This is a genomic window from Streptomyces sp. NPDC107498 (assembly GCF_055582805.1).
In genome coordinates, this window is sequence record NZ_JBVJPE010000013.1 from 186978 (window position 1) to 206939 (window position 19962).

A 19962-nucleotide genomic window follows, 5' to 3' on the forward strand; every position below is an offset into this window, starting at 1 on the left:
AGGATTCAACGAAATGGAGCAGTCGATGCCGGAGAGCGGCCAGAAGACAACACAAGGGCACATAACCGAAGCCACCCCGGTCGTCACCGCCGCCCGGCGGACGGGGCTCCTCGTCACCCTCGTCCTGGGCGGACTCACCGCCCTCCCCCCGCTCTCCATGGACATGTACCTCCCGGCGCTCCCGGAGGTCACCGGCGCGCTGCGGGCCCCCGCCGCCACCGTGCAGCTCACCCTCACCGCCTGCCTCGCCGGCATGGCCCTCGGCCAGCTCGTCGTCGGCCCCATGAGCGACAAGTGGGGACGCCGGCGCCCGCTGCTCATCGGCATGGCCGTGTACGTCCTCGCCACCGCCGTCTGCGCCCTCGCGCCCACCGCCGAACTCCTCATCGGCTTCCGGCTCCTCCAGGGCCTCGCCGGCGCCGCCGGCATCGTCATCGCCCGCGCCGTCGTCCGCGACCTGTACGACGGCGTCGAGATGGCCCGCTTCTTCTCCACCCTGATGCTGATCTCCGGCGTCGCCCCGATCATCGCCCCCCTCATCGGCGGCCAGATCCTCCGGCTCACCGACTGGCGGGGCGTCTTCCACGTCCTCACCGCGATCGGCGTCCTGCTCACCCTCGTCGTCTGGCGCTTCCTCCACGAGACGCTGCCCCCCGAGCGCCGGCACGAGGGCGGGGTCGGACAGGCCCTGCGCACCATGCGGGGGCTCCTCGCCGACCGGGTCTTCACCGGCTACATGCTGACCGGCGGCCTCGCCTTCGCCGCCCTCTTCGCGTACATCAGCGCCTCCCCGTTCGTCGTCCAGGAGATCTACGGGGCCTCGCCGCAGACCTTCAGCCTGCTCTTCGGCCTCAACTCGGTCGGACTCGTCGCCGTCGGCCAGGTCAACGGCAAGCTCCTCGTCGGCCGCGTCAGCCTCGACAAGGCGCTCGGCTGCGGCCTCGGCCTCATCCTGCTCGCGGCCGTCGCCCTGACCCTCATGACCTGCGGCGTCCTCGGGGAGGTCGGCCTCGCCCCGATCGCCGCCGGACTCTTCGTCCTGATGTCCGCGATGGGCCTGGCCATGCCCAACACCAACGCCCAGGCCCTCATGCGCACCCCGCACGCCGCCGGCTCCGCCTCCGCCCTCCTCGGCACCTCCTCCTTCCTCGTCGGCGCCGTCGCCTCGCCGCTCGTCGGCATCGCGGGCGAGCACACCGCCGTCCCCATGGCGGTCGTCCAGCTCGGCTGCGCCGTCCTGGCCCTGGCCTGCTTCCTGGGCCTGTGCCGCCCCTGGCGCACGACGGAAGCCCGGACCGACGGGCCCGCCTAGACTGTCTCGGTGAACGCCTCAGCTCCCTCCTCCGACTCCCTGCGCGCCGCCCTCGCCGGGCTCCTCGCCGGGCTGCCGCCCAACCGGGCCGTGCAGGCCGTCGAGCGGCTGATCGCCAACTACCGGGGCACCACCCCGACGGACGCCCCCGTGCTGCGCGACCGCTCCGACGTCGCCGCGTACGCCGCGTACCGCATGCCGGCGACCTTCGAAGCGGTACGGGGCGTCCTCGACGCCCTCCGCGAGGCCGCGCCCGACTGGGCGCCGCGCACCCACACCGACGTCGGCGGCGGCACGGGCGCGGCGAGCTGGGCCGTCGCCGAGGCCTGGGCGGAGGAGCCGCCGCGCACCACCGTGCTCGACTGGGCGGAGCCCGCCCTCGCGCTCGGCCGCGAGCTGGCCGACGGCGTCCTGGACGCGGAGTGGCGGCGCGAGCGGATCGGCTCCGCCCTGAGCCTCGCCGACACGGACCTCGTCACCGTCTCGTACGTCCTCAAGGAGCTGACCGGGGCCGACCGGACGGCGCTCGTCGCCGAGGCGGCCCGCGTCGCGCGGGCCGTGGTGATCGTCGAGCCCGGCACGCCCGACGGCTACGAGCGGATCATCGCGGCCCGCACCCTGCTGATCGAGGCCGGCTTCACCGTCGCCGCGCCCTGTCCGCACAGCGGGGCCTGCCCGATCGTGCCCGGCACGGACTGGTGCCACTTCTCCGCCCGGGTGAGCCGCTCCTCGCTCCACCGGCAGGTGAAGGGCGGGTCGCTGCCGTACGAGGACGAGAAGTACGCGTACGTGGCGGCCGTGCGCGCCCCCGTGGCCCCCGCGGCCTCCCGCGTCATCCGCAGGCCGCAGATCCGCAAGGGCCTCGTCCTCCTCGAACTGTGCGGCCCCGACGGACTCGCCCGCGAGACCGTCACCAAGCGCCACGGGCCCCTGTACAAGCAGGCCCGGGACGCGGAGTGGGGCGACTCCTGGCCGCCGGAGGACGAGAACTAGGGACGGGCCCTAGGGGCGCAGCTCCTGGGTGCAGCACTTCACGCTGCCGCCGCCCTTGAGGAGCTCGCCCAGGTCCATGCCGACGGGCTCGAAGCCCCGGGCGCGGAGCGGCTCGAAGAGGCCCACCGCCGCCTGCGGCAGCAGCACGTGGCGGCCGTCGCTCACCGCGTTGAGCCCGAGGGCCGCCGCGTCCTCGCCCGTCGCGATCAGGGCGTCCGGGAAGAGCCGGGCGAGCACCGCGCGGCTGCCGGGGGAGAAGGCGTCCGGGTGGTACATGACCTCGTCCCGGGCGTCGTCCAGGACGCACAGCGCCGTGTCCAGGTGGTAGTAGCGCGGGTCCACCAGCTCCAGGCCGATCACCGGGCGGCCGAAGAACTCCTGCGCCTCGTCGTGGGAGAGCGGGCTGGAGCGGAAGCCGCGGCCGGCGAGGATCCAGGAGGCGGTGACGGCGAAGTCGCCCTCGCCCTCGTTCACGTGCTCCGGCACGCGCACGGCGTCGTCCGCCCAACCGTTCCTGCGGAACCAGGACACGTGGGCGTCGGCCTCGCGGGCCCGCTCCGGGTGGGCGAACTTCGCGCCGAGGACCCGGCCCCCGACGACCGTCGCGCCGTTCGCCGCGAAGACCATGTCCGGCAGCGCCGGGTCGGGCTCCAGGAGCTCCACGGTGTGGCCGAGCGAGCGGTAGCGGTCGCGCAGGTCCTCCCACTGGGCGAGGGCGAGCGGCAGGTCGACCGGTTTCGTGGGGTCCATCCAGGGGTTGATGGAGTACGTCACCGTGAAGTGCGTGGGTGGGCACATCAGATAACGGCGGGGCGAGGGCGTGCGCGGAGTGGGGCGCAAGGAGGGCTCCTCACGGACGGGCGGCCGAAGCGGCCGGTGATCGGTGGACCCCATGGTCCGCCCTCGACGGGCTCCGCGCTGTGGACCGTTCGGGTGGTTCGGACCCGTTCGAGCGGCGAGACGTATCGTCTCGCCCACTGCTAGATTGGGGCCATGTCCGAGACCCGCCCCGCCAAGGCCGCCCCCGACGCCTCCCGCCGCAGCGAGCGCTCCCGCCGCGCCATCTTCGACGCCGCCCTCGCCCTCGTCTCCGAGACCGGGTACGCGAAGACCACCATCGAGGGCATCGCCGCCCGCGCCGGCGTCGGCAAGCAGACCATCTACCGCTGGTGGCCCTCCAAGGCGGCCGTCCTCCTGGACGCCTTCCTCGACCTCGCCGCCCGGGCCAACGAAGCCCTCGGGGGCACCGCCGACAGTGAGATCCCCGACACCGGGGACCTCGCCGCCGACCTCAAGCTCGTGCTGCGCGCCACCGTCGACGAGATGACCGACCCCGCCTTCGACGGCCCCACCCGCGCCCTCGCCGCCGAGGGCGTCGTCGACCCCGAGCTCGGCGCCCGCTTCACCGAGGCCCTGCTCGAACCCCAGCTCCAGTACTACGTCCGCCGCATCGAGGCCGCCCGGGCCAAGGGCGACATCGACCCCGGGGTGGACCCCCGCGTCGCCGTCGAACTCCTCGTCGGACCGCTCCACCACCGCTGGATCCACCGCACCCTGCCGCTCACCCACGCCTACGCCGACACCCTCGTCGACCTCGCCCTGAGCGGCCTCGCGCCCCGCGCCTGACCCCCTCCCGGCCCCCGCTCCAGGAGCCCGGGGGGCACCCCGGTTCCGCACTCCGGTCACCCGGGGCGCAGGATGGTGGGACCATGGGCAGAGCCGAACGGGCGAGCATGAGGTGTGAGGGGATAGATGGGCGACGGCATCGGCCGCTACCGCGGCACGGAGAGCAGGCTCGCACAATGGCTGCGCAGGCGCCCCAAACGCACCGCGGCCGACGACGAGAGCGACCGCGAGAAGCTGCTCCTGGCCGCCGCCGCCGCCGGGCTGCCCCTCGCCCCCGCCGCGTACCCCGTGGGCTACAGCTGCTCCTGTGAGCGGATCGGCTGTCCCACCCCCGCCCGGCACCCCGTCTCCTTCGCCTGGCAGACGCAGTCGACCACCGACCGCGCGCAGATCGAGCGCTGGGCCCGCAACGAGCCCGAGGCGAACTTCGTCACCGCCACCGGCATGGTCCACGACGTCCTCGACGTCCCGCTGGCCGCCGGCCGCGCCGCCCTGGAGCGCCTCCTCGCCGAGGGCGTCGAGGTCGGCCCCGTCGCCGAGTCCGCCGACGTCGACACGGTCGGCGGGCGGATGCTCTTCTTCACCGCCACCCGCGGCACCCCCGAGGACGAGGACGAGTGGTGGCCGTGCGAGCTGGACTGCCACCCCGAGACGATGGACGAGCACCCGGGGCTGCGCTGGCACTGCCGCGGCAGCTACGTCCTCGTACCGCCGGCCCGGCTGCCCGGTGACGAGGACGCCCACCCGGTCGTCGCCTGGCTCCGCGGCCCCGAGCACCCGCTGCCCGACCCGCTGAACCTCCTGGAGACCCTCCAGGACGCCTGCGCCCGCCACGTGGCCGAGCGCGAGGCGGACGGGGACGGGGAGCACACGGCCCACGAGATCGCCTGGCCGCTGACCCGCTGACCCGCTGACCCGCTGACCCGCTGACCCGCTGAGCCGTCGGTCCGCCGGCCCGCTGAGCGGTCGCCCGCCGACCCGCCGGGCCGTCGGCCCCCGCACAGGAGGGGAGGAGGGCTACGAGCCCTCCGCGCCCACCACGCCCTGGAGCCGGCTCGCGACCGTGACCCCGTTCCGGTCCGTGCCCGCCGGCTTCACCAGGGCCGCCTGGCTCGACACCCACTCCCGGGTGACCGTGTTCTCGATCTCGCCGGTCAGCAGCGCCTTGGTGTCGGCGCCGACCTTCGGCCGGTAGCCCTTCGCCGTCGTCTGCCTCTCGAAGTACCGCGTCGCGAAGAAGACCAGCGCGCCGCCGTCCCGGGTCCGCAGCCCGAGCGGCGCGAAGTCCCCCTGGTCCGTGACCCGGTCGAGGTACTGGGTGGCCATGCCCGGCCGCTTGGCGGCCTTCTGCCGCTGCGCCCGCCACTGCGTGGTGTGCGCGCCCGGCGCGAACGGCCCCGGCGCCCCGTCCTTCAGGAACGACACGTACTCCCTGCCGAGGTCCTCGGGCGCCACCGCGAGCGCGTCGCTGTCCGCCGCGACCGGCACCGCGTACCCCTCCTCCTCGGCGAACTCGGGCACGTCGGCCCGGGGGAGGATCGTGAGGTAGGCGACCTCCCACAGCTGGTCCGGCCCGTTGCGCACGAAGACCAGGAGCCAGCGCTGGTCGCCGGAGGCCCGGTTGGACGCGGTGTCCGCCACGAACCAGCGCGGCCAGCCCGCCTTCCGGGGCAGCACGAACCGCGCGTCGGTCAGCGCGAGGGGCTTGTGGTCCGGGTTGCCGCCCGGGGTGTTGATCGACCGGGCGCGCAGGCCCGCCTGGTTGACCTCCCCGAGCGGGCCGGTGACCCGGCCCGCGTCCAGGGCCGGGTCGTAGGCCTTGTCGGCCTTGTTGTAGGCCGTCGTGAAGTCCGCGAGGGCCTGCGCCGCCTCGGCCCTCGTGGCCGGCGGCAGCAGCGCCAGCTCGCCGTGGACGGTCACGCAGCCGCCCGCCGTCAGCGACAGGACGGTCGCCGCCGCCGTCGCCGCGAGGAACCTCGCCGGCCGGCGGTCCATGGAGGGCGACCGCCGCTCAAGCGCTCGCCTCAGCCTCAGCCTTCTCATCGGTCGCCTTCTGCTTCTTCACCCGCACGGACGGACCCGACCCTATCGGGGCCAGGAACAGCGCGAGGGTCGGGATCAGATACAGCGCCCACACCGTGACCTGAAGGACCGTCGGGTCCGGCTGGAAGTTGAGGACGCCCTTGAGGAGCGTGCCGTACCAGCTGTCCGGCGGGATCGTCGTCGAGATGTCGAAGGCCTTGTCCGCGAGGCCGCCGATGAAGCGGGCCTCCTGGAGGTCGTGCACGCCGTACGCGAGCACGCCCGCCGCCACCACGACCAGCATCCCGCCGGTCCAGGTGAAGAACTTCGCCAGGTTGATCCTCAGCGCGCCCCGGTAGAACAGCCAGCCGAGGAGGACGGCCGTGAGCAGGCCGAGGACGACGCCGGCCAGCGGCGCGTACGAACCGTCGGAGGAGGCCCGTACCGACGCCCACACGAAGAGCGCCGTCTCCAGGCCCTCGCGGCCCACCGCCAGGAAGGCGGTGGCGACCAGCGCGCCGGTGCCCATCTGGAGGGCCGCGTCCAGCTTGCCGTGCAGCTCGGCCTTCAGGTGCCGGGCGGTGCGCCGCATCCAGAAGACCATCCAGGTCACCAGGCCGACGGCGAGGACCGACAACGAGCCGCCGAGCGCCTCCTGCGCCTCGAAGGTCAGCTCCTGGGAGCCGAACTCCAGCCCGGCGCCGAAGGCCAGGGCGACGCCGACGGCCACGCCGATGCCGATCCAGATCGGCTTCAGCGCGTCCCGGCGCCCGGTCTTCACCAGGTACGCGATGAGGATGCAGACGACCAGACTGGCTTCCAGGCCCTCGCGCAGGCCGATCAGATAGTTACCGAACACGTCGGTCTCCCTCCTCGATCACGAGAACAGCGCCCGGCCCCACCAGTCGTCCTTGTCCCGGACGCCCGGCGGGATCGCGAACAGCGCCGAACCCACGTGCTGGATGTATTCGTTGAGGGCGTCGGTCGCCAGCGAGGTCTGCACCGGGACGAAGCCGGTACGGACGTCCTTCTGGTACGCCAGGAAGAACAGGCCCGCCTCCAGTCGGCCGAGGCCGTCCGTGCCGTCCGTGAAGGAGTAGCCGCGGCGCAGCAGCGTCGCCCCGTGGTTGCTGTCCGGGTGGGCCAGCCGGACGTGCGAGTCCGGCTTCATCGCCTTCAGGAACGGCTCGTCGTGCTCCTTGGCCTTGCCGACCGGGGCGCCCTCGCGCTTGTCGCGGCCGAAGACGTCCTCCTGCTCGGCGAGCGGGGTGCGGTCCCAGGTCTCGACGTTCATCCGGATGCGCCGGGCGACCAGGTACGAGCCGCCGTCCATCCAGGCGGCGGCGCCCTCGGCGTCCTTGCCGGAGACCCACACGTGCTTCGCGAGCCGCTCGGTCTCGGTGCCCGCGATGTTGCGGGTGCCGTCCTTGAAGCCGAAGAGGTTGCGCGGGGTCTGGGCGTCCGGGGTCGTCGAGGACGTCTTGCCGAAGCCCAGCTGCGACCAGCGCACCGCGACCTTGCCGAAGCCGATCCGCGCGAGGTTGCGGATGGCGTGCACGGCGACCTGCGGGTCGTCCGCGCAGGCCTGCACGCAGATGTCGCCGCCGCTGCGCGCCGGATCCAGGTTGTCGCCCGGGAACCTGGGCAGCTCCACCAGGGCCGCGGGACGCCTGTCCTTCAGCCCGAAGCGCCCGTCGAACAGGGAGGGACCGAAGCCGATCGTGAGGGTGAGGCGGGAGGGCCTGAGGCCCAGGGCCTCGCCCGTGTCGTCCGGCGGGGCCTCCGGCAGGCCGCCGTAGGCGCCCTCGCCGACCTCGGCGCCGGTGGTCATCCGCTCGGCGGCCCGCGTCCAGTCCTTGAGGAGCTGGACCAGCTCGTCGCGGTCCTTCGTCTTCACGTCGAAGGAGGCGAAGTGCAGCCGGTCCTGCACGGGGGTGGCGATGCCGGCCTGGTGCGGGCCGTGGAAGGGCACGGCCCCGCCGCCGTCGGCGACCGGCGCGGTGGCGTCGCCGTCCCGGGTCAGGGCGACGGCGCCGCCGGCCGCGGCGGCACCGAGCGCGAGCCCGGCCCCGCCCCAGCCGATCACCTTGCGACGGGAGGGCGCGGCGGCCCGGTCCGTGGCGGTGGTCTCGTCGGTCATGGTGGGCCCCCTGCTACTTCACGACCGCGGCGGCGAGCTTGGAGAGCGGCTCGGCCAGCGCGTTGACGCCGTCGGAGAGCTCCTTGCGCTCGGTCTTGCCGACCTTGTCGTACGAGGTGAAGACGTAGGCGTTCTTGTCCGTGCGGTACTCGTCGAGCAGCGTGTTCAGCGCGGCGAACTGCTTGTCGAGTTCGGCGACGAGCTTGGGGTCGTTCTTCGCGGCGACCGGCTTGAGCAGCTCGAAGGACTTCTGCGCGCCCTCGACGTTCGCCTTGAAGTCGACGAGGTCGGTGTGGGAGTAGCGCTCCTCCTCGCCGGTGACCTTGCCGCTGGCGACCTCGTCCAGGAGCTCCTTGGCGCCGTTGGCCATGGAGGTCGGGGTGATGTCGGCCTTGCCGACGCGCTTCTGCCAGTCCGCGAGGTCCTCGTCGAGGAGGTCGGCGAGCTGCTTCTCGCGGTCGCCGACCTTCTTGTCCTGCCAGAGGGCCTTCTCCAGGCGGTGCCAGCCGGTCCAGTCCTTCGCCGGGTCCTGGCCGTCCTCCAGGCCGTCCTCGCGGACGTCGACCTTGGGGTCGATGTCGCCGAAGGACTCGGCGACCGGCTCGGTGCGCTCCCAGCCGATGCGGGACTCGGCGTAGGCCTTCTTCGCGGCCTCGACGTCACCGGCGCGGACGGCGTCGGTGAAGGCCTTCACCTTGGGGAGGGTCGCGTCGGCCTGCGCCTGGACGTACTGGCGGTAGGAGGCGACGGCGGCGTCCATCTCCGGGGAGCGCTTGGCGGCGGTCTTGCCGCCGGTGGCCTTGACCGACTGGCGGATGCCGTCGCCCTTCATGCCGGGCTTGCAGGCGATGGCGTAGTCGCCGGCCTTGATCTCGGCGGTGACGGTGGCCTTGGTGCCGGGGCCGATGTTCTCGCGCTCGGTGACGATCCGGTCGTCCGGGAAGAGGACGTAGACCTCGGTGATCTTGGAGCCGCGGTTCTCGACGGCCAGCTTCACGTGCCCGGCCGGGAACTCCTTCTTCGAGACCTCGCAGGAGTCGTCCTTGGCGACGACGGTGATCGCGTCGTCGCCCGCCTTGGAGTCGCTTTTCTCGGCGCAGCCCGTGACGGCGGTCAGAGCCGCCGCGGTCGCGGCGGCGGTGACGACGGAGAGGCGGACGGCTCGCATGAGGACTCCAGGAACGCGGGGACGGACTGAGGCGGACCTAACTTAACCGAGGCTTACCTGAGCAAGCCCCGCACGTCCAGTGATTCAGCTCTCAGACCGGGCGTATCGGACACGGCGGGGTCACGGGGCCTTCATGAAGCCCTCATGGATTGGTCAAGGGAGGGTCAAGGAGGGTGGATTGTCCTGGTTCCGGTTACGCCCCGGTAGGGCGGTGGGGAAACGGCGACGCGCCTCTGCGGACGCCCGACCGGTGGTTGAATTCGGTCATGAACACGACCGCCACTGACATCGACGTCCTCCGGGTCTTCTGTGCGGGCGACGGCCGGCACGGCAACCGCCTCGGGGTCGTGCGGGACGCCCGCACCCATCCCGACGAGTCCTCCCGACAGGCGCTCGCCAAGGAGCTCGGCTTCAGCGAGACGGTCTTCGTGGACGACCCGGAGCGCGGGATCGTCGACATCTACACGCCGGGCCTGCGGCTGCCCTTCGCCGGACACCCGCTCGTCGGCGCCGCCTGGCTGCTCGACCTGGAGGTCGTCCACCCGCCCGTCGGCGAGGTGTGGGTGCGCGGCGACGGCGAGTTCACCTGGATCGAGGCGCGCGCCGAGTGGGCGCCGCCCCGCACCCTGCGCCGGTACGGCTCCGTCGCCGAGGTAGACGCCCTGGAGGTGCCCGAACCGGGGGAGTGGATCTACGCCTGGGCCTGGGAGGAGGAGGCCGCGGGCCGGATCCGGGCGCGCGGCTTCCCGGGGCGCGGGGACGGCATCGACGAGGACGAGGCGACCGGCGCGGCCGCCCTGCTCCTCACGGCGGAGCTGGGGCGGGCCCTGAACATCACGCAGGGCCGCGGCTCCCAGCTCCTCACCGCCCCCGGTCCCGACGGCATCGTGGAGCTGGGCGGCCGGGTCCTCCTGGAGGGGGCGCTCACGCTCTAGGCGACTCCGGGGCCCGGGCCGCACCACGCGGCTCCCGGGCCGCACCACGCGGCTCCCGGGCCGCCTCACGCGCTGAGGGAGTACTCCCCGCCCAGCTCCCGGAAGACCGCGGTGTTGAAGTCGAAGGCGCGCTTGCACTCGTCGACGATCCGCTGCTTCTCCAGGTCGTCGGCGTCCACCCCGTCGAGCAGCTCCCGGTACGCCCGCTTGAACGCCGCCGGGTTGGGGATCTCCTCGAAGACGTAGAAGCGGACGCCGTCGCCCTTGCGGTCGAAGCCCCACGTCCGCTCCGCCCTGTCGCGGATGATCTGACCGCCCGACAGGTCGCCCAGGTAGCGCGTGTAGTGGTGGGCCACATAGCCGGCGGGCCAGTCGCGGGCGCACTCGGCGACCCGTCCGGCGTACGCGGCGGTGGCGGGCAGCGGGGAGACGCCGGCGCGCCAGCCGGGCCCGCGCAGATGGGCGAGGTCCCGCTCCAGGGCTGCCGTGCGGAAGAGCTCGGCCCGCACGAAGGGCCCGGCGACCGGGTCCTCGCGGAGCGCCTCCGCGCCCTCCTCCAGGGCCCGGTACACGAACCAGAGCTGCTCGGTGTAGCGCGCGTACGCGTCGACGCCCAGCCGTCCGCCCAGCAGGGCGCCCATGAAGGACGACGTCTCCGCCTCCGTGTGCCGCTCGTGCGAAGCCGTACGGATCAGTGTGGAGAAGGGCGTGTCCAAGGCGTGCCTCCGGGACCGATGGGACGGGAACCAGCGACGGCGCCGACGGATCGGCCGTCCGGTCGACCGGTTCCCGACGTCCTGTCGGTAAGACGCTACCCGTTCCGGTCCTCAGGGCAACGTGAGGATCTCCGCCCCGCTCTCGGTGACCACCAGCGTGTGCTCGAACTGCGCGGTCCGCTTCCGGTCCTTGGTCACCACGGTCCAGCCGTCGTCCCACATGTCGTAGTCGTGCGTCCCGAGCGTCAGCATCGGCTCGATCGTGAACGTCATGCCGGTCTTGATCTCGGTGGTGTGGTGGGGCGAGTCGTAGTGCGGCACGATCAGGCCGGAGTGGAACGACGAGTTGATGCCGTGCCCGGTGAAGTCGCGCACGACCCCGTAGCCGAAGCGCTTGGCGTACGACTCGATGACCCGCCCGATGATGTTGATCTGGCGGCCCGGCTTCACCGCCTTGATCGCCCGGGCGAGGGACTCCCGGGTGCGCTCCACGAGCAGCCGCGACTCCTCGTCGACGTCGCCGCAGAGGTACGTGGCGTTGTTGTCGCCGTGGACGCCGTTGATGTACGCGGTGACGTCCAGGTTCACGATGTCGCCGTCCCGCAGGACGGTGGAGTCCGGGATCCCGTGGCAGATGACCTCGTTGACCGAGGCGCACAGCGACTTCGGGAAGCCGCGGTAGCCCAGCGTGGACGGATAGGCGCCGTGGTCGCACATGTACTCGTGCGCGACCCGGTCGAGCTCGTCGGTGGTGACGCCCGGGGCGATGTGCTGGGCGGCCTCCTCCATCGCCTGCGCGGCGATGCGGCCGGCGATCCGCATCCGCTCGATGGTGTCGGAATCCTGCACCTCGGGCCCGGTGTACGGGGCCGGTGCGGGCTTCCCGACGTACTCGGGGCGGCGGATGGAGCCCGGAACGGAGCGATGGGGGGAGAGTTCCCCCGGTACGAGAAGCGACTGGCCAGACATGCCAGCGAGTCTAACGACCGGGTCTGGGGCAGCATGGTCCCGAAGGAAGGAGCCGAAGACGATGGCCCTGTTCAAGAAGCGCACCACGGGCAAACCGGGCGAGTGGTACTACTGCCTGGAACACAAGAAGGTCGAGGAGGGCCCCGAGTGCCCGGCGAAGAACCGCTTCGGCCCGTACACCAGCCGTGAGGAGGCCTCCCACGCCATGGAGACCGCCCACGACCGGAACCTGGAGTGGGAGACCGACCCCCGCTGGCACGACGGCGCCGGGAAGGACCGGACGCCGGAGGAGTAGCACCCCCGCGGAGGAGGCGGCCGGGACCCGTCAGACGGTCCCGGCCGCCTCCTCCCGGAGGGCCTCCCGCTGGGCCTTCCGGCGCAGCGCGTCCTCGTCCGTCGCGGAGTCGTACGCGAGGAGCTTCGGCAGCGCCAGGCAGAGCAGCCCCACCGAGGCCACGCACGCCGCGCCGCCCGTCCAGACGGCCGCCCGGGTGCCGGTCCAGCCGGCCGCCGCGCCCGCCCGCACCTGGCCCAGCTGCGGGCCCACGCTGTAGGAGAGCACCTCGATGCCGGCGAGCCGGCCGCGCAGCTCCTCCGGGATCGTCTGGTTCCAGATGGTGGAGCGGCCCAGACCGCTCAGCATGTCGCCGGCGCCCGCGAAGGCCAGGCAGAGCAGCACCGGCCAGACGCTCCCGAACCAGCCGGCCGCCGCGATCGCCAGACCCCAGCCGGCCGCGCCCCCGGCCACGAGCAGCCCGTGCCGCCGCACCTTCGAGGTCCAGCCGCTGGTCAGGCCGAGGACCAGCGAGCCGACCGAACCCGCCGCGTACATCAGGCCCAGCGACCAGTCCGCGTCCAGCTCGTCCGCGAGGAACGGGAAGATCGTGTTCGGGAAGGCGAAGAACATCGCCGCCAGGTCGATCACGTACGTGCCGAGCAGCACCGGCCGCGACCAGGCGTACCGCGCGCCCTCCGCGATACCCCGCAGCGAGGGCTTCTCCGCGTCGTGCGCGGCCGGCGCGGGGGAGAGCCGGCGGCACATCAGGACCGAGACCGCGAAACAGCCGACGGTCACCCCGTACGCGGGCGCGTGACCCGCGTACGCCACCACCAGGCCCGCGACCGCCGGGCCCGCGATCGAGCCGATCTGCCAGCGCAGCGAGTTCAGCGCGGCCGCCGCCGTCTGCTGCTCGTGCGGCACGATCCGGGCGAGCAGCGAGTCGAGCGCCGGTCGCTGGAGCCCCGCGAGCGCCGACACCCCGGCCGCCACCACGTACAGCGGCCAGAGCAGCGGCTCCCGGAGCAGCGCGTTGAGCAGCAGGAGCACGGCGATCAGCCCGAGCCCCGCCTCCGTCCAGAGGATCACCTTGCGCCGGTCGACCGCGTCCGCGAGCGCCCCGCCGTACAGGCCGAACACCACCAGCGGCACCAGCTCGACCGCGCCCATCGCGCCGACCGCCAGCGGCGAGCCCGTCAGCTCCTTGATCTGCAGCGGCAGGGCGATCATCGCCGTCGCGCTGCCGAAGTACGTGACGAGCCCCTGCACCCACAGGAGCCGGAAGTCGCGGGACGAACGCCAGGGCGCCGTGTCGGGCAGCAGGGCGGTGAGCTTGGCGAAGGGGGAGGACACGAGAGGCCATGCTCCGTCCGCCGGACGCCGGGGACAACCGAATTACGACGACCGGAGGAGCCCCGGGGGTCCGCCGACGGGGTGGGGTGCGGGTTCCCGGGCCTGTCGCGAGGCGGGGTGCGGGGGCCCGGGGCCTACCAGCGGGGCGGTGGTGGGGCCGTCAGGCGGTCCGCGAGGGCCGAGAGCCGGTCGCGGAAGCGGCGGCCGCCACGCGGTGCCGCCGGAAGGCTGTTCTCCCCGGCCGCCGCGCTCACCAGGTGCTGCACCGTGTCCAGGTCCACCTCCGCCCCCTCCGCCACCGTCAGCGCCTCGTGCGCGAGCCCCCGGACCTCCTCGTCGCCCCCGTCCAGCGACAGCACCGTCGCTCCCGCCCGCCGGGCGTCGTGCACCCGCTGGAGCAGCCCCGCGTCCGGCCGCCCCGGCGCCACCATCAGCAGCGTCGCCCCGCGCCCCGCAGCCTCCAGACGCCCCAGCCCGACCGCCAGGTGCGCCGGCGCACCCGGCCGCACCCGGTGCCGCACGAGCGTCGGCGCCAGCTCCGGCAGCCCCGACCAGACGGACTCGTCGACCAGATGCGCCGCCAGGTGCCAGGGCTCGTACTCCTCCGTGCCCACCAGGAGCAGCCCGCCCCGGTGCGGCACCACCGACGACCGGAGCGCGCCCGCGAACCGGCGGGCCGCCGCCGGCCACTCCGTCCCGGCGAGCACTTCCCGCAGCAACGCGACCCGTACGGCATCCATGGGGCCGCATCCTGCCCCAGCCCGGCCCCCCGTGCGGCCCGGTCGCGGCGGTTCCACCCGTACGGGAGAGGTCCCGCGACCCCGACCGGTCGGTAATGTCGGGGCCATGACTACGAGTGACAGCAAGCCCGCCCCCAAGGACCCGTGGGACCTCCCCGACGTCTCCGGTCTCGTCGTCGGCGTCCTCGGCGGCACCGGCGACCAGGGCCGCGGCCTCGCCTACCGGCTCGCCAGGGCCGGCCAGAAGGTGATCATCGGCTCCCGCGCCGCCGAACGCGCGCAGGACGTGGCGGCGGAGATCGGCCACGGCGTCGAGGGCGCCGACAACGCCGAGACCGCCCGCCGCAGCGACGTCGTCATCGTCGCCGTGCCGTGGGACGGCCACGCCAAGACCCTGGAGTCGCTGCGCGAGGAGCTCCGCGGCAAGCTCGTCGTGGACTGCGTCAACCCCCTCGGCTTCGACAAGAAGGGCGCCTACGCCCTCAAGCCCGAGGAGGGCTCCGCCGCCGAGCAGGCCGCCGCGCTCCTCCCGGACTCCCGGGTCGCCGCCGCCTTCCACCACCTCTCCGCCGTCCTCCTCAAGGACACCTCCATCGAGGAGATCGACACGGACGTCATGGTCCTCGGCGAGGAGCGCGCCGACGTCGAGATCGTCCAGGCCCTCGCCGGCCGCATCGCCGGCATGCGCGGCGTCTTCGCCGGACGGCTGCGCAACGCCCACCAGGTCGAGTCGCTCGTCGCCAACCTGATCTCCGTCAACCGCCGCTACAAGGCCCACGCGGGGCTGCGGGTCACCGACGTCTGAGCCGGAGACCGGACCCTTCGGGGCATGGGGGACACTGGACGGGCACCATCAGCCGTATCCGCCCGACAGGAGCCGACCCCATGCCCCGCCTCGCCCTCTACGCCCTCGTGGTCTGCGCCCTCGCCGTCACCGCGGCCGTCGTCTCCTTCGTCCAGGGCAGCTTCCTCGGCGTCGTCTGGGTCCTCCTCGCCGGCCTCTCGTCCAACATGGCCTGGTACTACCTCCGCCGTGCGAAGGCCGAGAAGGCCGCGGCGACCCGGGGCTGACCGGGGTCTAGGCCCGGCAGAACTCCGGGGCCTCCTCCCAGAACCGGAACAGCTGCGACCCGCAGTACCGGCTGAGCTCCGGCACCCCGAGCGCACGCATCAGGGCGTCGATCGCGTCGAAGAAGGCGTCGTTGACCGCCGGCACGAACAGCAGCGCGATCACGACGAAGAAGCCGTACGGCGCGTACGGCTCGATCTGCCGCTTCACCCTGTACGACAGCCAGGGCTCCACCACGCCGTACCCGTCGAGCCCCGGCACCGGCAGGAGGTTCAGGAGCGCGGCCGTGACCTGGAGGAACGCCAGGAACGCCAGCGCGAATCGGAAGACGGGCGGCACGCCGTCGAGCGCGCCCAGCCAGAACGGCGCCGTGCAGACGAGCGCGAAGAGCACATTGGCCAGGGGGCCCGCCGCCGAGACCAGGCTGTGCTTCCAGCGGCCCCTGATCCGGCCCTGCTCGATGAAGACCGCGCCGCCCGGCAGACCGATCCCGCCCATGATCACGAACAGCACCGGCAGGACGACGCTCAGCACGGCGTGCGTGTACGCGAGCGGGTTCAGGGTCAGATAGCCCTTCGCGCCCACCGTGATGTCCCCGCCGTGCAGGGCGGTCCGGGCGTGCGCGTACTCGTGCAGACAGAGCGACACGACCCACGCCGAGGTCACGAAGAGGAACACCGCGAGGCCGGGCGAGGCGGCGAAACCCGTCCACACCGCCCACCCGGTGACGGCCGTGACGGCGAGGATCGCCAGGAAGACGGGGCTGATCCGCCGCTCGTGGTGCCGGGTGGTGGCCGTGGTCATCGCGGGGGCTCCCAGGGGACGAAGGACTGCTGCCGGTGAAACGTACCGGTCCCTGACGGGAGTTCCACCCCCGCCCACCGAGACGGCGCCCACCCCGCTGCGGGCTGGGCCCGCCGGCCCCCGTTGTGGGCTGCGCCCACCCACCCCCCGTTGTGGGCAACTGTTCCGCTGGGGCGGAACGGGTGGGCACAACGGAACGGCGCCCCTTGCCGGCGCCCGAGGCTCCCGTTGCCCTGACCCGCACCACGGTGTGTGCCGCACTTCGTGGTGCGGGTCCAGGCGCGGAACGCGGAGGCGCCGCTGGAGGGCGCCGTCCCGTGTGCCCACCCGTCCCGCCCAGCGGGACGATTGCCCACACGGGCAGGGGGTGGGGGGCACCACCCCGCGAGGCGCGCGCCCGCCCGGTGGGGCGCTGAAACGCACCGCCCCGCCGGGTGCGGTCCCCGCGGGGGAGTGGGGGGTGGGTTCGCGGAGAATGGGGTCCGTGCGTTACTCCGTCCTCGGTCCGACCCTCGCCCGCACGCCCGACGGCACCGACGTGCCCATCGGCGGCCCCCGGGTCCGTGCGCTGCTCACCGTCCTCGCCCTGCGGGCCGGCCGGATCGTCGCCGTGCCCGACCTCGTCGACGAGGTGTGGCACGGCGACGAGCCGCCCGCCGACGCACCCGCCGCGCTCCAGGCCCTCGTCGGGCGGCTCCGCAGGGCCCTCGGCCGGGACCGGGTGGTCTCCGCCGGGGGCGGCTACCGGCTCGACGCCCGGCCAGAGGACGTGGACGCCCGCCGCTTCGAGGGCCTCGCCGCCGAGGGCCTGGCCGCGCTCGGCGCGGCCGACCCCGCACGCGCCGCCGCCCTCCTCGACGAGGCCCTCGGGCTCTGGCGCGGGCCGGCCCTCGCCGACCTGCCGGACCGGGACGCGGAGGCCGCCCGCTGGGAGGCCCGTCGGCTCGACGCCCGCCGGGCGAGGCTCGACGCCGCCCTCGCGCTCGACGGCGCCGCGGCCGCCCTCCCCGAACTCACCGCCCTCTGCGCCGCCCACCCCCTCGACGAACCCCTCCAGGCCCTCCGGATCCGCGCCCTGCGGGACACCGGCCGGGCGGCCGAGGCCCTCGCCGCGTACGAGTCGGTCCGCCGTGCCCTCGCCACCGGTCTGGGCACGGACCCGTCGCCCGCCCTGCGCGCCCTCCACGCCGAGCTGCTGGCCCCGGAACCCGCGCGTGTCCCCCTCCGGGGCAACCTGCGCGCGCGGCTCACCAGCTTCGTCGGCCGCGACGAGGAGATCGCCCTGGTCAGGGACGACCTGCGCGGCGCGCGGCTCGTGACGCTGCTCGGCCCCGGAGGCGCCGGGAAGACCCGGCTCTCGCAGGAGGCGGCCGAGCGGGGGAACGAGGACTGGCCGGACGGCGTCTGGGTGGTGGAACTCGCCCCCGTGCGGGACCCCGAGGCCGTGCCCGAGGCGGTCCTCGCGGCCGTCGGCGCCCGCGAGACCGTGCTCCGCGGCGCGGGAGCCGAGGAGTTGCGGGGCGGCGGCGACCCGCTCGCCCGGCTCGTCGAGCACTGCGCCGGACGCCGGATGCTGCTCCTCCTGGACAACTGCGAGCACCTCGTCGGCGCCGTCGCCGAACTGGCCGAGGCGCTGCTCGCGCGCTGCCCCGAGCTCCGGGTGCTCGCGACGAGCCGCGAGCCGCTCGGGGTCCCGGGGGAGACGCTCCGCCCCCTCGGCCCGTTGCCGACCGGGATGGCCCTGCGGCTGCTCGGGGAGCGCGGCGCCGCGGTCCGCCCGGGCTTCCGCGTCGAGGACGACCCGGCCGCCGCGGACGAGGTCGTGCGGCGCCTCGACGGCCTGCCGCTGGCCATCGAACTGGCGGCGGCCCGGTTGCGGATGCTGTCCCTGCGTCAGATCGCGGACCGGCTCGACGACCGCTTCCGGCTGCTGACGTCGGGCGCCCGGACGGTGCTGCCCCGGCAGCAGACCCTGCGGGCGGTCGTCGACTGGTCCTGGGACCTCCTGGACGGGGCCGAACGGGCCGTCCTGCGCAGGCTCTCGGTCTTCACGGGCGGCTGCGACCTGGAGGCGGCGGAGGCCGTCTGCGCGGGCGAACCCCACGCCGCCGAGCCCCATGCCGCCGAACCCCACGCCGCTGACCCCCACGCGTACGAGCCCCCCGTCCTCGACCTCCTCGGCGCCCTCGTCGACAAGTCGCTCGTCGTCGCCGCGCCCGGTGAGGCCGGCATGCGGTTCCGGCTCCTGGAGACCGTCGCCGAGTACGCCGGGGAGCGGCTCGACGAGGCGGGGGAGCGAACCGGCACCGAGCGCCGGCACCTCACGCACTACCGCGAGCTCGCCCGCCGTACCGACCCGGAGCTGCGCGGTTCCGGGCAGGCCGGGGCCATCGCCCGGTTCGGCACCGAGTACGGGAACATCCGCACCGCCCTGCGCCGGGCCGTCGACGCCCGGGAGGAGGACGAGGCGCTGGTCCTCGTCCACTCCCTGCTCTGGTACTGGCAGATGCGCGACCTGCGCGCCGACGCCCTGTACTGGGCGGAGTCCGCCGCCGCGCTCGGCCCCGACCCGTTCGGGACGCCCGCCGCCCCCGTCGTACCGCTGCACGAGCCGTGCACCGCCGCGCCTCCGCCGCTCTCCGAGGAGCAGCGCTGGGAGGCCCGGCGCGGGGTGCGGCTGATCGAGCTGATCAACATGGACTACGAGACGGGCCGCTGGATGACCCCCGCCGGTGTCGAGCGGCTGCGGCGGATCAACGCGATCTATCCGCCGGGGCTTCCGCAGACGTGCCGGCTGCCCGGCTCCTTCACGGTCTTCGCGGTCCTCCTCATGGGCGAACCGGGCCGCATGGGCGAGGCCCTGGAGGCGCACGTCGACGCCTGCCGCCGCCACGGCGACGAGTGGGAGCTCGCGCACGCCCTCCAGCTGCGCGCCAACATGCTGGCCAACCGGGGCGACCTGGCCGAGCGGGCGAGCGCCGACGCGGAGGAGAGCCTGGAGATCTTCGTCCGCCTCGGGGACGCCTGGGGCGCGGCCGAGGCGCTGTCCTCGCGCGCCGAGGCCCGGGAGCGGCGGCTCGAGTTCGAGGGCGCGGCACAGGACTTCGCCGACGCCATCGCGTACGCGGAGCGGATCGGCGCCCAGTCCCAGATGGCCCTGCTGCGCGCCCGCTACGCCGACATGCTGATCGAGACCGGCCGCGGCGAGGAGGGGGAGCGGATCCTGCGCCAGGTGGTGGAGGGCGAGCACGGACGCGGCCACGAGCCGATGCTGGCCGGGCGGATCTTCCTGGGGCTGCTGCTAGGCCGGACCGGCCGGACGGCCGAGGCGCGCGAGCAACTGGAGGGACTGCTGGAGGAGTTCCGCTCGGACAGCCTGTTCGGCTCCGAGACGTTCTCCATCTTCGAGGGCTTCGCGCTCGGCAGCCTGGCCTGGGTGCACAACCTGGAGGAGCGGTACGACACGGCGTTCGGGCTGTCCCGGCAGGCGTACGAGCGCTCCCTCGGCGGCCTGTCGCTGATGGTCGCCCCGCAGATGCCGGCGATCCACCTGATCACCGCGGCCTGGGCGCTCGCCGGGTTCGGCGGCCCCCGTGCCCGTACCGCCGCGGTCCTGCTCGGCGGGTACGAGGGGCTGCTGCCGCCGGGGCACCTGCCGCCGCCGATGGAGCGGGAGAACCTGGCGCGGGCGACGGAGCTGTGCCGGTCGGCGCTCGGGGACGGGGAGTTCGAGGCGGCGTACGCGGAGGGCGGCGGCCTCTCCAAGGAGGAGGCCGCCGCCCTGCTCGGTCGCGCCGCCGACGCGATCAGTGAGCGCGCCGAGTCATGATCCCCCGGT

General features: G+C 74.0%; 19 protein-coding genes. 9 read left to right on the forward strand and 10 right to left on the reverse strand.

The annotated features are described in order from the left end of the window. Positions 1 to 25: 25 nt before the first annotated feature. Together ACZ66Z_RS23500 and ACZ66Z_RS23505 are read left to right on the forward strand one after the other, a co-directional pair. A complete protein-coding gene (locus tag ACZ66Z_RS23500) occupies positions 26 to 1312 on the forward strand; it encodes a Bcr/CflA family multidrug efflux MFS transporter (protein ID WP_469937011.1) in 1287 nt (428 codons plus the stop codon). A gap of 9 nt (positions 1313 to 1321) precedes the next feature. Then, on the forward strand, positions 1322 to 2305 hold the full coding sequence (locus ACZ66Z_RS23505) for a small ribosomal subunit Rsm22 family protein (protein ID WP_469936940.1): 984 nt from the start codon (positions 1322 to 1324) through the stop codon (positions 2303 to 2305). 9 nt (positions 2306 to 2314) lie between these two features. Here ACZ66Z_RS23505 and ddaH read toward each other — a convergent pair whose 3' ends face one another. Further along, on the reverse strand, positions 2315 to 3145 hold the full coding sequence (gene ddaH / locus ACZ66Z_RS23510) for a dimethylargininase (RefSeq protein ID WP_469936942.1): 831 nt from the start codon (positions 3143 to 3145) through the stop codon (positions 2315 to 2317). Between the two features lie 153 nt (positions 3146 to 3298). Between ddaH and ACZ66Z_RS23515 the strand changes: the two genes are divergently transcribed. Together ACZ66Z_RS23515 and ACZ66Z_RS23520 are read left to right on the forward strand one after the other, a co-directional pair. Next, complete coding sequence (locus ACZ66Z_RS23515) at positions 3299 to 3931, forward strand: TetR/AcrR family transcriptional regulator (protein WP_469936944.1); 633 nt, start codon at positions 3299 to 3301, stop codon at positions 3929 to 3931. 126 nt (positions 3932 to 4057) lie between these two features. After that, the gene (locus tag ACZ66Z_RS23520; RefSeq protein WP_469936946.1) at positions 4058 to 4837 is read left to right on the forward strand and encodes a bifunctional DNA primase/polymerase; all 780 of its coding nucleotides are present in this window, start codon (positions 4058 to 4060) and stop codon (positions 4835 to 4837) included. 111 nt (positions 4838 to 4948) lie between these two features. Here ACZ66Z_RS23520 and ACZ66Z_RS23525 read toward each other — a convergent pair whose 3' ends face one another. Genes ACZ66Z_RS23525 through efeO form a run of 4 tightly spaced genes read right to left on the reverse strand, consistent with a single transcriptional unit; the run spans position 4949 to position 9261 of the window. After that, the gene (locus ACZ66Z_RS23525; protein WP_469936948.1) at positions 4949 to 5974 is read right to left on the reverse strand and encodes an SCO2278 family lipoprotein; all 1026 of its coding nucleotides are present in this window, start codon (positions 5972 to 5974) and stop codon (positions 4949 to 4951) included. Beyond that, positions 5943 to 6812: an iron uptake transporter permease EfeU gene (gene efeU / locus ACZ66Z_RS23530; protein ID WP_469936950.1), complete on the reverse strand. Its 870-nt coding sequence runs from the start codon at positions 6810 to 6812 to the stop codon at positions 5943 to 5945. Before efeU ends, ACZ66Z_RS23525 begins: the two co-directional genes overlap by 32 nt. An 18-nt stretch (positions 6813 to 6830) precedes the next feature. Next, a complete protein-coding gene (gene efeB, locus ACZ66Z_RS23535; protein ID WP_469936952.1) occupies positions 6831 to 8093 on the reverse strand; it encodes an iron uptake transporter deferrochelatase/peroxidase subunit in 1263 nt (420 codons plus the stop codon). Between the two features lie 13 nt (positions 8094 to 8106). After that, positions 8107 to 9261 (reverse strand): iron uptake system protein EfeO, encoded by a 1155-nt coding sequence (efeO, locus tag ACZ66Z_RS23540; protein WP_469936953.1) that lies wholly within the window; start codon positions 9259 to 9261, stop codon positions 8107 to 8109. Positions 9262 to 9527: 266 nt separating this feature from the next. Here efeO and ACZ66Z_RS23545 point away from each other — a divergent pair, with 266 nt between their 5' ends. Continuing rightward, positions 9528 to 10196, forward strand: a complete 669-nt coding sequence (locus tag ACZ66Z_RS23545) for a PhzF family phenazine biosynthesis protein (RefSeq protein ID WP_469936954.1) — start codon at positions 9528 to 9530, stop codon at positions 10194 to 10196. Between the two features lie 65 nt (positions 10197 to 10261). On the opposite strand, the gene ACZ66Z_RS23550 is transcribed toward ACZ66Z_RS23545, so the two are convergent. Together ACZ66Z_RS23550 and map are read right to left on the reverse strand one after the other, a co-directional pair. Next, positions 10262 to 10912 (reverse strand): biliverdin-producing heme oxygenase, encoded by a 651-nt coding sequence (locus tag ACZ66Z_RS23550; protein WP_469936955.1) that lies wholly within the window; start codon positions 10910 to 10912, stop codon positions 10262 to 10264. Between the two features lie 111 nt (positions 10913 to 11023). Further along, on the reverse strand, positions 11024 to 11881 hold the full coding sequence (map, locus tag ACZ66Z_RS23555) for a type I methionyl aminopeptidase (protein ID WP_469936957.1): 858 nt from the start codon (positions 11879 to 11881) through the stop codon (positions 11024 to 11026). Positions 11882 to 11942: 61 nt separating this feature from the next. Between map and ACZ66Z_RS23560 the strand changes: the two genes are divergently transcribed. Further along, positions 11943 to 12176 carry a hypothetical protein gene (locus ACZ66Z_RS23560; RefSeq protein WP_469936959.1) on the forward strand — a complete coding sequence of 78 codons (234 nt, stop codon included), beginning with the start codon at positions 11943 to 11945 and terminating at the stop codon, positions 12174 to 12176. Positions 12177 to 12206: 30 nt separating this feature from the next. On the opposite strand, the gene ACZ66Z_RS23565 is transcribed toward ACZ66Z_RS23560, so the two are convergent. Then, a complete protein-coding gene (locus ACZ66Z_RS23565; protein WP_469936961.1) occupies positions 12207 to 13511 on the reverse strand; it encodes an MFS transporter in 1305 nt (434 codons plus the stop codon). 134 nt (positions 13512 to 13645) lie between these two features. After that, positions 13646 to 14251 carry a hypothetical protein gene (locus ACZ66Z_RS23570; protein ID WP_469936963.1) on the reverse strand — a complete coding sequence of 202 codons (606 nt, stop codon included), beginning with the start codon at positions 14249 to 14251 and terminating at the stop codon, positions 13646 to 13648. A gap of 106 nt (positions 14252 to 14357) precedes the next feature. Between ACZ66Z_RS23570 and npdG the strand changes: the two genes are divergently transcribed. Both npdG and ACZ66Z_RS23580 read left to right on the forward strand, forming a co-directional pair. Further along, positions 14358 to 15056, forward strand: a complete 699-nt coding sequence (gene npdG / locus ACZ66Z_RS23575; protein ID WP_469936965.1) for an NADPH-dependent F420 reductase — start codon at positions 14358 to 14360, stop codon at positions 15054 to 15056. An 80-nt stretch (positions 15057 to 15136) separates the two neighbouring features. Beyond that, positions 15137 to 15322, forward strand: a complete 186-nt coding sequence (locus ACZ66Z_RS23580; RefSeq protein WP_469936967.1) for a hypothetical protein — start codon at positions 15137 to 15139, stop codon at positions 15320 to 15322. Positions 15323 to 15329: 7 nt separating this feature from the next. Here ACZ66Z_RS23580 and ACZ66Z_RS23585 read toward each other — a convergent pair whose 3' ends face one another. Further along, positions 15330 to 16124, reverse strand: a complete 795-nt coding sequence (locus tag ACZ66Z_RS23585; RefSeq protein WP_469936969.1) for a site-2 protease family protein — start codon at positions 16122 to 16124, stop codon at positions 15330 to 15332. 484 nt (positions 16125 to 16608) lie between these two features. On the opposite strand from ACZ66Z_RS23585, the gene ACZ66Z_RS23590 reads away from it, so the two are divergent. Continuing rightward, on the forward strand, positions 16609 to 19953 hold the full coding sequence (locus tag ACZ66Z_RS23590) for an AfsR/SARP family transcriptional regulator (protein WP_469936971.1): 3345 nt from the start codon (positions 16609 to 16611) through the stop codon (positions 19951 to 19953). The last annotated feature ends 9 nt before the right edge of the window (positions 19954 to 19962 follow it).